This is a genomic window from Enterovirga sp. (assembly GCF_028290205.1).
Taxonomy (GTDB): domain Bacteria; phylum Pseudomonadota; class Alphaproteobacteria; order Rhizobiales; family Beijerinckiaceae; genus Enterovirga.
This window is the reverse complement of the sequence record NZ_JAQGKF010000256.1, coordinates 1-11426: the sequence shown is the minus strand read 5'-3', so window position 1 is coordinate 11426 and position 11426 is coordinate 1. Positions and strand designations below refer to the sequence as shown.

The 11426-nt window shown below is 69.6% G+C and carries 12 protein-coding genes; 5 read left to right on the top strand and 7 right to left on the bottom strand.

The genetic code is table 11. The features are described 5' to 3' along the window. Positions 1–1502, bottom strand: a 1502-nt coding sequence (locus JWR86_RS17800) for a xanthine dehydrogenase family protein (RefSeq protein ID WP_299567944.1), incomplete at its 3' end; no start/stop codon positions are given. Positions 1503–1964: 462 nt separating this feature from the next. On the opposite strand from JWR86_RS17800, the gene JWR86_RS17795 reads away from it, so the two are divergent. The 3 genes from JWR86_RS17795 to JWR86_RS17785 are packed head-to-tail and all read left to right on the top strand — an operon-like array spanning position 1965 to position 3299. Further along, positions 1965–2555, top strand: coding sequence for a carboxymuconolactone decarboxylase family protein (locus JWR86_RS17795; protein ID WP_299567942.1), 591 nt, complete (start codon positions 1965–1967; stop codon positions 2553–2555). Beyond that, complete coding sequence (locus JWR86_RS17790) at positions 2555–2881, top strand: thioredoxin family protein (protein WP_299567940.1); 327 nt, start codon at positions 2555–2557, stop codon at positions 2879–2881. The genes JWR86_RS17795 and JWR86_RS17790 overlap by 1 nt, the downstream gene beginning before the upstream one ends. A gap of 34 nt (positions 2882–2915) precedes the next feature. Further along, the gene (locus JWR86_RS17785) at positions 2916–3299 is read left to right on the top strand and encodes a Rid family detoxifying hydrolase (RefSeq protein ID WP_299567938.1); all 384 of its coding nucleotides are present in this window, start codon (positions 2916–2918) and stop codon (positions 3297–3299) included. A 44-nt stretch (positions 3300–3343) separates the two neighbouring features. Here the strand turns inward: JWR86_RS17785 and JWR86_RS17780 are convergent, their stop codons facing one another. The 6 genes from JWR86_RS17780 to JWR86_RS17755 form a co-directional block, all read right to left on the bottom strand. Then, on the bottom strand, positions 3344–4288 hold the full coding sequence (locus JWR86_RS17780) for a glyoxylate/hydroxypyruvate reductase A (protein ID WP_299567936.1): 945 nt from the start codon (positions 4286–4288) through the stop codon (positions 3344–3346). A gap of 16 nt (positions 4289–4304) precedes the next feature. After that, positions 4305–5102, bottom strand: a complete 798-nt coding sequence (locus JWR86_RS17775) for an NAD(P)-dependent oxidoreductase (RefSeq protein ID WP_299567934.1) — start codon at positions 5100–5102, stop codon at positions 4305–4307. A gap of 20 nt (positions 5103–5122) precedes the next feature. Then, positions 5123–5947: a purine-nucleoside phosphorylase gene (locus JWR86_RS17770; protein ID WP_299567932.1), complete on the bottom strand. Its 825-nt coding sequence runs from the start codon at positions 5945–5947 to the stop codon at positions 5123–5125. A gap of 400 nt (positions 5948–6347) precedes the next feature. Beyond that, complete coding sequence (locus JWR86_RS17765) at positions 6348–6470, bottom strand: hypothetical protein (protein WP_299567930.1); 123 nt, start codon at positions 6468–6470, stop codon at positions 6348–6350. Between the two features lie 276 nt (positions 6471–6746). Then, complete coding sequence (locus JWR86_RS17760; protein ID WP_299567928.1) at positions 6747–7331, bottom strand: protein-S-isoprenylcysteine O-methyltransferase; 585 nt, start codon at positions 7329–7331, stop codon at positions 6747–6749. Then, the gene (locus JWR86_RS17755) at positions 7328–8551 is read right to left on the bottom strand and encodes a lipase (protein WP_299567926.1); all 1224 of its coding nucleotides are present in this window, start codon (positions 8549–8551) and stop codon (positions 7328–7330) included. Before JWR86_RS17755 ends, JWR86_RS17760 begins: the two co-directional genes overlap by 4 nt. A gap of 300 nt (positions 8552–8851) precedes the next feature. Here JWR86_RS17755 and JWR86_RS17750 point away from each other — a divergent pair, with 300 nt between their 5' ends. After that, positions 8852–9358: a L,D-transpeptidase gene (locus JWR86_RS17750; protein WP_299567924.1), complete on the top strand. Its 507-nt coding sequence runs from the start codon at positions 8852–8854 to the stop codon at positions 9356–9358. 175 nt (positions 9359–9533) lie between these two features. Then, on the top strand, positions 9534–11426 hold a 1893-nt coding region (ligD, locus tag JWR86_RS17745), incomplete at its 3' end, for a DNA ligase D (protein WP_299567921.1).

The following is an 11426-nucleotide window of genomic DNA, read 5'->3' as shown; positions in this document are numbered from 1 at the left end:
CGCGTGTCGCCGCAGGTCATGGCGACCTGCTCCACGGCGATTCCGACCGCGTCGGCCACGATCTGGGCCAGGCCTTCGGTGATGCCCTGGCCGATCTCGGCCACGCTGGCGCTCGCCGTGATGCTGCCGTCCGGCTCGACGGTCAGCGTCACGGTGTCGACCGCCGCCACCGGCACGTTGCCGCGGCCATAGGCCTCCGAGCCCGAGGCCGTCATCTCGACGAACACCGCGAAACCGAGGCCGACGACCCGTCCGGCCTCGCGCCACTGCGCGATCTCGCGCCTCAGAGCCGGAAGGTCCATCAGGCTCTCGATCCGGTCGAGGCAGCGCTCGTGCGACAGGTCCAGCAGGCGCAGCCCGGCCGGGTTCACGAACGGCATGTCGACGGCCCGCACCACGTTGCGCCGCCGGAAGGTGAGCGGATCCTGCCCGAGCCGGCGCGCCGCGAGATCGATCAGCCGCTCGGTCACCGTGCAGGCGATCGGGTGGCCGACCGAGCGGTACTGGCCCGTGACGCCCTTGTTCTGCAGCACGACCTCGGCGCGCGCTCGGAAGCCCTGCATCCGATAGGCCGCCCCCATCGGCCGGAGCGCCATCACGGTTTCCATGGTGCTGGAGCGGGGAAACACCGAATAGGCACCGAGCCCGTGCAGATCCTGCACGTCCATGGCGGTGATCAGCCCCTCGGCATCGAGCGCCATCCGGGCCTCGACGACGTGCTCGCGGGCATGCACGTCCGACAGCATGCTCTCGATGCGGTCGGCCACGAACTTCACCGGCCGCCCCAGCAGCCGCGAGGCGGCGCAGACGGCGATCTCGTCCGGATAGACGTGCATCTTGATGCCGAACCCGCCGCCGACATCCGGCGCCAGCACCCGCACGCGCGACATCGGCAGGCCGAGCAGGTCGGCGACGTGCAGTTGCAGCTGGTGCGGCACCTGGTTCGAGACCCGCACCTCCATGGTCTCGGCGGCGGGATCGTAACTCGCCAGAATGCTTCTCGGCTCGAGCGGAACGCCCGTGTGCCGGGTGAAGACGAGCCGGCAGGCCACCACCTCGTGCGCGGCCGCGAAGGCCGCGTCCACGGGGCCGGAGCCGATCTCGCAGCTCCAGGCGAGGTTGGTGCCGAGATGCGGATGCGCCAGCGGCGCCCCGGGCTGGAGGCCCGTCAGGTAGTCCGCGGCGGGCTCCAGTTCGCGGAAGGTCGCTTCGATCAGCTCGATCGCGTCTTCGGCAACCGCCCTGGAGCTTGCGAGCGCCATGCAGACGGGCTCGCCCTGAAAGGCGACCCGGGTTGCGGCCAGGGGATGCTGCTCGGGCGAGTTCAGCCCGGGGAAGCTGGCCGACACCGTTTTCCAGGGCCGGCACACGGCGGCGATGTCGTCCCAGCAGAGGACGGCCGCCACGCCCGGCAGCTCACGCGCCGCGCTCAACGCGAGAGCTTCGATCTCCGCATGCGCGTAGGGACTGCGGAGAAAGGCTGCATGCAGCTGGCGCGGCATGTCGAGGTCGTCAGTGTAGGAGCCGCGGCCGGCGACGAGCCGACGCGTTGCCCGGCGCGGACGCGCCCGACCAATCTCTGCGAACGCAGCGTCCATCCCTTTTACCCCCGCCGGGCCCATACGGCTCGTGCCGCTTCGCGGTCCAGCGCTCAGCGTCATTCATCACGTTCGCCGCATCGACGTCTAGGCGGTACGCGCACAATCTGAGTTCCCGAAAAAGTAGGCCACCGCGCTACTCTGAAACCAGGGGGTGCGGGACGAATGGCGGCGGCGGGAAATATATGTCTGATCCTGCTGAATTCGTGGGCTGCACATAAGTGTAGCCTTGTTCAGGGTCAGGAAGCTTTGCTATGCCCGTGGCAAGCGGGGCCGCTCGAGTTGCTCGACGGCATCGTCACACAGCCCTGGAGTCACTGGCCGCTGAGCTTCGGTTGCCGGGGCCCGGGCGTCAGGGAGATCAGCGTGACAGCTTACATCGAACTCGTTCCGCCCGAGGACGCCACCGGCCCCCTCAAGGAGCTCTACGACGACCTGGAACGCGTCCGGGGCGCGGGCCGTGTCTCCAACCTGTTCAAGGGCTACGGCGCGTTTCCGGAGCTGGCCAAGGCCAATTTCCGCCGCCTCAACGTCCTGCTCGGGCAGGGCAAGCTGTCGGTGAAGCTGAAGGAAGCGATCCTGACCGCGCTCGCCGAGATCAACCATTGCGAATATTGCGTGTCGTTTCACGCCACCGCGATGCTCAGCGCCGGCGCCAGCGACGAGGAAGTGAAGGCTGCGCTGAAGTTCGATCCCGACAAGCTGCAGCTGTCGGAGAAGGAACGGGCGCTGTTCGACTACGCCATGAAGGCGAACGGAGACCCCCACTCGATCACGCCCGCCGACATTGAGGCGCTGAAGGCGCTCGGCGCCACCGACTGGGACCTGGTCGAGACCCTCGAGACGGTGAACACCGGCAACGGCTTCAACACCTTCGCGGGCGCGCTGAACATCGGCACCGACAGCTTCCTGAGCTACATGGCGCCCGGCTCGCCCGAACGCCAAGAGCTCGCCTGATGGCCGGCTTGCAGGACGCGACGTCCCAGGACGTGTTCAACGAGTTTCGGGGCAGCGCGAAGCCGCTCCTGATCGACTTCTACACGCCGAGCTGTGTTCTTTGCAAAAAGATCGAGCCGATGCTCGCCTCCGTCGGTGAAGACCTCAAGGACAAGGTCAACATCGTCAAGGTGGACGCGGCCGCCAATCTGGAGGTCGCGGCGGAATACAACGTCCGGGGCGTTCCGACGCTGCTCCTTCTGCGTGACGGCGCTGCGCTCGACCGCAAGACGGGGTTCATGACCGCCTCCATGCTCCGCACCTGGCTCGAGCCGCATGTCGGCTGATCAGGATCGTTCACGCACCGTTTCCGAGGTTTCCATGAAGCTGGTCAACGTTTCCAACGCCCCGACACCTCCCGGGCCGTTTTCTCACGCGACGGTGGTCGATTCCTTTGTCTACACCTCCGGCATGGGCGGGCTCGATCCCGCCACCGGCCAAGTGGTGTCGGATGACGTGATTGAGCAGACCATCCAGTCGATCAAGAACGTCGAGGCGATCCTGGCGGGAGCCGGCTGCACGCTGCAGGACGTCGTGAAGGCGACCGTCTACCTCACCGACATGGCGGATTACGGCCGCGTCAACGAGGTCTATGCGAAGGCGTTCGCGCCTCACAAGCCGGCCAGGACCTGCGTGGCCGTCTCGGCCCTGCCGGTCCGCGAGCGCATGAAGATCGAGACGATCGCGCGCCTGCCCGCGCGCTGACGCGGCTCCGGCCGGCAAACAGATGCCGGCCGGCCAGCCCGGCTCTAATACCCCGTTCGGAGGTCCACGGCGTGCCGGAAGGGCTCGCCGGCCTCGTGCCGCCGGATCTGGCTTACAACGGCAGCCGCGACCGCATCCGGGTCGCTCATGGCGGCGTTGTGGGGCGTGATCCGGACCGCCGGATGCGACCAGAGCGGCGAGGCGGCCGGCAGCGGCTCGGTCTCGAACACGTCGAGGGTCGCGGCCTTGAGCGATCCGTCCTCCAGGGCCTGCAGGATGTCGGCTTCGACCTGAAGGCCGCCGCGGCCGGCATTGATCAGCACCGGCCCGCCGAGCCGGCCGTCGCGCGCCAGACCGCCGAACAGCGCCGCGTTGAGCAAACCCCGTGTCGCCGGCGTGAGCGGCAGCAGGACGACCAGAATATCCGTGCGGGCCAGGAAGGACCTGAGCCCCTCGTCCCCGGCAAAGGTCGCGATGCCGTCCAGGCTCCGCGGCGAGCGGCTCCAGCCCGCCACGTCGAAGCCCATGACCGCGAGCTTCCGGGCCGCGTCCTGGCCCAGCACGCCGAGCCCCATGATGCCGACACGCACGTCCCGGGCGGCGGGCTGGTCGCGCTCGTCGCGCCAGAGCCCCTGCCGCTGCCGCTCGTCGTAGAGCCAGCCGCGCCGGAGATGCATCAGGCAGTGCATCACGACGTATTCGCTCATGCGCTCGGTGAGGTCCTGGTCGACCACGCGCAGCACGGGCACGTCGGGCAGGCCGGCATCGCCGACGAGGTGATCGACGCCGGCGCCGAGGGAGAAGATCGCCTCCAGCCGGGGCAGGCCGGACAGGGTGCCGGGCCGGTGCTTCCAGGAGGCCGCGTAGCGGATCGTGTCCGGGTCGAAGGGCTCGTCTACCGCCACCACGGGCCGGTCCGGGAGCAGCCGCCGAAAACGGTCGAGCCAGGGGGCCGGGTCCCACCCGGTGATTGCGACAAGCAGCGTCATGTTACCATTCACAAAGTCAGGCCGAGCGGTCGAGCGCCACATAGGCGCCGCCCTGATAGCGCTCCACGAAGGGATCGCCACTGGTCGCGCCGGCCAGTTCAACGATGAAGTCGTCCGCGCTGTCCTGCGGCTCCCAGCCGATCCGGTCGCGGTCGTCCCCGGTCCACCAGGTCATGCGGCTGTTGCGGGACGTGCCCCAGATCACAGCGCAGCCCGTCGTCTCGGCCACCACCGCGCGCTCGCACAGACGGGCCAGGTCGCCATAGGACAGCCAGGTGGCCAGCATGCGGGCGTCGATCGGCTTCGGGAAGCTTGAGCCGATCCTGACAAGCACGCTCTCCACCCCGTGCTTGTGCCAGTAGAGCTGGCCCATCATCTCGCCCCAGACCTTGGACGCGCCGTAATAGCCGTCCGGTCGGAACGGGCTTTCGGAATCGATGGTGGTGGCCCGCTCGTGGAAGCCGATCGTGTGGTTGGACGAGGCGAAGAGCACGCGGGCGCGGTTGCGCCGGGCCGCTTCGTAGACGGTGTAGAGCCCCCCGATATTCGGTCCCACGACCTCGTCGAAGGGCCGCTCCACCGAGACACCGCCGAAATGCAGGATGGTGCCGCAGCCCTCGGCCAGGCGTAGGACGGCGTCACGATCGACAAGGTCTGCGGCTTCGAAAGAGGCCCCGTCCGGGATCTGGTCAGGGAAGGGCGCGATGTCGGTCAGCCGAAGCGTCCAGCCCTTCGCACCGAGCGCCCGGGTCAGCATCCGGCCGAGGGCGCCGGAGGCCCCCGTCAGAAGGACGGGCCGAGAGGGTCGGGACATAGCGGTTCCTCGGGCGGCGGTCAGACCTCGTCCAGCCGGGCCAGAAAGGCGTGGACGAGCTTGCGCAGGGTCGGGGCGGCGCCTGCCACCACCGTCTTCGTGTCCTGGTGCGTATGGGCGCCGATGCCGACACCCGCCGCGATGTTGGTGACCAGTGAGAGGGCCACCACGCGCAGGCCAAAATACCGGGCCAGGATCACCTCCGGAACGGTGGACATGCCGACCAGGTCGGCACCCAGGGTCCGGGCCATGCGAACCTCGGCCGCGGTCTCGAAGCTCGGCCCCGAGAACCACATGTAGACGCCCTCGTTGACCGTCACGCCGGAGCCTATGGCGGCCAGTTTCAGCTTCTTGCGCAACCGCTCGTCATAGGCGCCGGCCATGGGCACGAAGCGGCCCTCGCTGCGGTCGCCGAGCAGGGGGTTCATGCCCGAATAGTTGATGTGGTCGGTGATGATGACGTGGCTCGACGGGCGGAAGTCGAGCTTCACGGAGCCGGCCGCGTTGGTCAGCAACAGCGGCGGCCCGCCCAGGGCGGCGATGACGCCGATCGGCACCCGCATGGCGGCCGCGTCGCCGGTCTCGTAGTAATGCGCCCGACCCTGGAACATCAGCACCCGCTTCCGCTCGAGGCGCCCGGCGATGATGCGGCCGCTGTGGCCCGACACGCTCGGCTGCGGGAAGTGCGGGACCACGTCATAGGCGAGCGACACGGGGGCTTCGAGGTCGTCGATCAGGCGGCCGAGACCGGTGCCGAGCACCATGGCGCAATCGAAACGGCCGTCGAAACCATTGCCGCGCAGGAACTCGGCGGCTTCAGCGATCTTCTGCGCGCTGCTGCTCATCCGAGGCGTCCCGAGCGGGCTGTGCAGATCGCCATCACCGATCCATCCGGGTGCTGCCGCCCGTGCCAACTCGCTCGCGTCGTGGTCCGGATCTGTGCAGCCATGTCTCGATCGAATCGGGCCGGACGGCCTCCGGCCGATGCCGCTCTAGACGAGACTCCGCCTGGCCGGCAAGCGAAGGGCACCGACGTGCCCTGTCGGCAGATCCGTCGCGATTCGGGGACCGCGCCGCACCTGCGGAGGGAGACGCCCATGCGGGGCATCCAGGCGGGGAAAAGCCCGCTTAAACGCAAGATCCCGGCTCACCGCCGGCTGGCCGACGATCACACGTCGACCAACCGGCGGCGCCGGGATCAGGGTAGGAGGACCGCCGAACGGCGACCCTCCACGTTGGTAGGGCTTAGCCCTTGGTGATGATCGCGGTCGGAACCGGAGCCGGCGGCGGGGCCTTGCCCTTGCCGATGCAGGCACCGGCGCTGAGGACGACGCCGGCCACGGCGGCGATTGCGAAAATCTTCTTCATGACAAGAGACCCCTTCGTTAGGACTACGGAGTTGTTCGTTGGTACGCAGCACTGGTATCGAGCGGATGCTATAAGGGGTTCCCCTCCCCTCTCTAGTGCGAAAAAGCCACAGTCGCTCTTGGGGTTGGACTATCAGCGGGGCAAAGCGGGGCAACGCTGGGAGAACGTTAATTTCCGGCTGGTTCAACCTCCGGGATCCAGCACATCGCGTCCACCATTGTCGCCTAGGAGACACAGTCCGGGTGGGCAGGCGCAACCGGCCGAGGCGGATCGGCCTCAGTGCAGCCACGGAATCAGCCGCGCCGTCCTGGCCGCATAGCTCCGGTACTGGTCGCCAAAGGTGTCCAGCATCAGGCGCTCCTCGCGGCCGATGCGGAACCCGTACAGGATTCCGAAGCCGATCAGCCCGGACAGCCCCGCTACCCAGTTCGGCAGAAGCAGGGCCTGGGCGAGTGCCCAGAGCCAGAACGCCGTGTACATCGGGTGGCGCACGTGCCGGTAGATTCCAGTCTCGACCAGCTTGTGGTCTTCGCGGACGTCGAGGCTGACCGACCAGTTCCGGCCAAGCGCCTTGTGGGTGAGGCGGAACACGACCAGCGAGGCGACCGCCACGAGGAGGCCGAGCCAGGCGACCGCCGGTTCGAAGCCGCGCTCGGCGGCCCGCGGAAACCCCGTCGCGACATAAACCGCGGGCACGATGCCGAGCCCGGTCAGCGACACCAGCAGCAGGATGGTTTCGCGCAGGTCCCGGGCAGACCGCACCACGCGCGCCCGGCTCGCCTTGCGCTCATAGGGCCGCCGGATCACGTACCAGCCGACCATGAGCGCCACGAAGGTGACCTTGGCGATGAGCGGCGTCATCGGGCGGTCCGCGGCAGGGCCGCCCCCTCTCCGGACAGGCTCGGAGGGACGAGCGAGCCGTCGGCTGCGATTCGGGCGCCCGCACCCTCCGGCGCCAGCGCCTGCTCCCGGACCGGGACGGGGCCGCAGACCACCATGAAGTAATCATAGGCGGCCCGGAGGTCGTTGCCGCTGACGAACTGGTTATGCACGCGAAAGAAGTTCCGTTTGATGCGCCGATAATAAGCCGGCTGGAGCATGCGGCTGATGCGAACCACCCGCACGGCGGGCCCGCCCGTGTCCCGGCCGAGCAGCAGCCGAACCGGGTTCGTCTTGTAGAAGTTCATGGCGTCGGTCACCGCCTGGTACTCGACCCAGAACAGGCCCGGCGCCTCGGCGACCCGGGCCAGCGCGGCCCGGAAGCGGCGGGCGCCCCGGTGCAGGCCAATCTTCGGAATGGAGGACCCCACCGTCACCAGGATCACGGCCGGACCGTCCTGGCCGAGCCCCGGCGCCTGAGCGAGTGCCCGATCCAGGATGTCGACCGCCAGCACGGCCCCGAGGGAATGGCCGACAATCACGATCTCGTCCGCCCGCCCCTCGGCCGCGGCGGCGAGGAGCGCCCCGGCGACGCGGTCGAGCCGCGGCGACAGGACCGGGTGCTCGGCCCGGACATAGCCCCGGGCAAAACTCCAGTCGTCCAGGAGATGGGCGAGTTGCAGGCGCCGCCACGCCCAGGCGAGGAGAAGCGCGAAGGCGCAGGCGCCGAGGGCCGCCCCGGCCAGGCCCGATCCGGTTGCCCGCGCGCCGGCCCAGCCGATCAGGGCCGCGACCCCGGCCAGCAGCGCGAGCAGGAGATAGGGGTAGAGAAAGAACAGGGCATAGCGCCAGGCGTGCCGGGCATAGGCCCACAGCGCGCCACCGGCGACGAAATCGGCAAAGGCCAGAAGCCCCAGCCCGAGCCGGCGGAGCGCCGGCGCCCGGGCCTGGGCCGCCATGACGTCGTCCCAGCGCAGAAGCAGCAGTTCGGAATGCACGACCCAATTTGGCCCGGACGCGTCCACCGTCCAGGTGGCGAGATCGGGCGAGAGTTCCGCGCCGGACACCTCGGCCCGGACAGTCCAGGCCCTCTCGAACCGCCGCGCCTCGCGCACGAAACGGGCATGGGCCGCCTCGGGGCCAACAGGATCGAAGCCGCCGACATGGAGCACGAGCCGGCGCCGGATGAGCGAAGGGGTCATCGCGTGGGCGGGCTCCTGAAGGGGCGGTGACGCCGTTGCCGCGGGGGTCGCACAGGCCCGGGCGAGCTTCCACCGCATCGGCTCGTCATTGTCCAGCCGGACCGGGAACAAGGATGGCGGCTCGGGTGTTTCCCGAATAGTCAAGCTTCTGCGACCCGACTCGGTCAGATCGGGCCAACGCGGCTTTCGCGCACCGTTGGCGAGCAGGCCGTCCGGGCCTGCTTTGACCAAGTCTTATGGGGCGAAATGATACGGAAACAGCCGCCGGATCATGTTCGGCGCCAACCAGGAGTGACGGGCATGCGGCGGTCGGGTCTCGGGGTTTTCGCGGCAGCGGCGCTGATGGTGGGCGCGCTCGGCTCGGCCGAGGCGCGCCAGGCCGTGCGGTTCGACGCCGGGGTGGAGCCCGGCACGATCGTGGTCAAGAGCTCCGAGCGCAAGCTCTACCTCGTCACGGGCTACGGCTCCGCCATCCAGTACCCGGTCGCGGTCGGCCGTCCCGGCAAGCAATGGTCCGGCGAGGCCGCCGTGCAGGGCAAGTATGTGAGCCCGGCCTGGTCGCCGCCGGACGAGGTGCGCCGCGACAACCCGCGGCTGCCCAACGTCATTCCGGGTGGAAGCCGGGGGAATCCCATGGGCACCCGCGCCCTCGTGCTGGATCGCGGCCAGTATGCGATCCACGGCACCAATGCGCCGGGCTCCATCGGCACCTTCGCGTCCTACGGCTGCATCCGCATGCACAATGCCGACATCAACGACCTGTTCGAGCGGGTCGATGTCGGAACCCGGGTGGTGGTTCTCCGCTAACGCCGTTGGGCTTCCCCGCGGCGCTGCCGCGGGCCGGATCGTTCCGTCTGCCTCCGCCGCCCTGGCGGGGGCAGTTTCGTTTCAGGGCGGCCTCGCGCGCCCCAGCCGCAGCCGCCGAGCAGCACGGAACCAAACGGGCCCGATTGAATCGACTCCGCGTCGGTCGGAGTTGCGTATGGCCACGAGAGTTCCGCGTCGGGCGAAGGTGGGACGGGAGGTTCGCCGGTCGGATCCCGGCGCGCTGCCCGATTTCGTGCCGCCGCAGCTCACCGCGCTCGGCGAGGAGGCCCCCGAAGGTCCGGACTGGGCGCATGAGCTCAAGTGGGACGGCTATCGCATGCATGCCCGGATCGACCGGGGCGAGGTGCGGCTTCTGACCCGGACCGGGCTCGACTGGACGGAGCGCTATCCGGCCGTCGCGGAGGCGCTTCGGGCGCTGCCCGTCACGGATGCCTACCTGGACGGGGAGCTGTGTGCGCTCGGCGAGACCGGGCTCACCTCGTTCAGCGCCATGCAGGCGGCGACGGATTCCCGGGCGACGGGCGGGCTGGTCCTGATCCTGTTCGACCTCCTGTTTCTGGACGGCGAGGAATTGACCGCCCTCCCCCTACGCGACCGCAAGGCGCGACTCGAGGCCGTGCTGGCCGGGGCGCCGCCTGCTCTTCAGTTCAGCGAGCACCATCTTGGAAGCGGCGCGCTGTTCCATCGCCATGCCTGCAAGCTCGGCGTGGAGGGCGTGGTCTCGAAGCGGCTCGACTGCCCCTACCGGCCAGGCGACCGGGGCATCTGGCGAAAGGTGAAATGCCTCAACCGCGAGGAATTCGTGGTGGTCGGCTGGACCGATCCGGACGGCTCGCGGCCGCATCTCGGAGCGTTGCTCCTCGCCTACCACGCTCCGGACGGGCGGCTCGTCTATGCGGGCCGGGCCGGGACGGGGCTGAATGCCGAGCAACTCGGCGACCTGCGGGCCCGGCTGGGCCCTCTCGCGACAAGCCGAATGCCTGTCGACGTGCCGCCGCCGCCCGGCAGCCGGTTCGGCTCGCGGCTCGTGCTGTCCCGCGTGCATTGGGTGCGGCCCGAGATGGTGGTCGAGGTCACCTACCTGACCTGGACGGAGGACAACCTGCTCCGGCAGGTGGTGTTCGCCGGCGTGCGGGAGGACAAGCCGGCGCGCGACGTCGTCAGGCCGATCCCGCACCCCAAGGTGCAGGCCCCCGCGCCCGTGCGGCGGGCCGCCCCGAAGGAGCCCGCGGCGCGGTCGCGTCCGGCCATGATCGGCGGCGTGCCGGCCGAGAACGTGCTCCAGCACCTGCCGGACGCCTGCGTGCCCTCCCGCGAGGCGCTCGCGGCCTACTGGACCCGCGTGCACCGAACCGCTCTTGAGCATCTCGGGCGACGGCCCCTGAAGCTGGTGCGGCACCTGCGCGGGACGACCTTCTACCACATGGGCCCGCTGCCGCCCGTGCCGGAGGCGGTGCACCAGCTCACGATCGAGAAGCGCGAGGGCGGCCTCGGCACCCGGCTCTGGGTGGACAGCCTCGAAGGGCTGCTCGGCCTCGTCGAGATCGGCGCAGTCGAGCTGCATCCCTGGAACGCCACGGTGGACGACATCGAGCGTCCGGACCGGCTGGTGTTCGATCTCGATCCCGGCGAGGGCGTCGCCTGGCCGCTGGTCGCCGCAACCGCGCTCCGGCTGCGGGATCGGCTGGCGCGCCAGGGCCTCGCGAGCTGGCCGAAACTCACCGGCGGCAAGGGCCTGCACCTGATGGTGCCGATCGCGCCAGGTCCGACCCATGACGAGCTGCACGAACAGGCTCGCGACATCGCCGAGGGCTTCGCGGCGACCCGGCCCGACCTCGTGATCACGACCGCCGAGCTGGCCCGGCGACCCGGGCGCCTGTTTCTCGACTACCTGCGCAACGGCCGCGGCACCACGGCGGTGGGCACCTATTCGCCGCGGGCTCGGCCGAACGTCCCGGTCGCCATGCCGGTGACCTGGGCCGATGTGGAACGGGGCATCCGGCCGGACGCGTTCACGATCGACACGGCGCCGGCAGCGCCGCCGCGG

Excerpts from the sequence above, each read along its gene's own strand:
- JWR86_RS17765 (WP_299567930.1), bottom strand. The coding sequence starts at position 6,470 with ATGAAGAAGATTTTCGCAATCGCCGCCGTGGCCGGCGTCGTCCTCAGC.
- JWR86_RS17780 (WP_299567936.1), bottom strand. The coding sequence starts at position 4,288 with ATGACGCTGCTTGTCGCAATCACCGGGTGGGACCCGGCCCCCTGGCTC.
- JWR86_RS17775 (WP_299567934.1), bottom strand. The coding sequence starts at position 5,102 with ATGTCCCGACCCTCTCGGCCCGTCCTTCTGACGGGGGCCTCCGGCGCC.
- JWR86_RS17770 (WP_299567932.1), bottom strand. The coding sequence starts at position 5,947 with ATGAGCAGCAGCGCGCAGAAGATCGCTGAAGCCGCCGAGTTCCTGCGC.
- JWR86_RS17785 (WP_299567938.1), top strand. The coding sequence starts at position 2,916 with ATGAAGCTGGTCAACGTTTCCAACGCCCCGACACCTCCCGGGCCGTTT.
- JWR86_RS17760 (WP_299567928.1), bottom strand. The coding sequence starts at position 7,331 with ATGACGCCGCTCATCGCCAAGGTCACCTTCGTGGCGCTCATGGTCGGC.
- JWR86_RS17790 (WP_299567940.1), top strand. The coding sequence starts at position 2,555 with ATGGCCGGCTTGCAGGACGCGACGTCCCAGGACGTGTTCAACGAGTTT.
- JWR86_RS17750 (WP_299567924.1), top strand. The coding sequence starts at position 8,852 with ATGCGGCGGTCGGGTCTCGGGGTTTTCGCGGCAGCGGCGCTGATGGTG.
- JWR86_RS17755 (WP_299567926.1), bottom strand. The coding sequence starts at position 8,551 with ATGACCCCTTCGCTCATCCGGCGCCGGCTCGTGCTCCATGTCGGCGGC.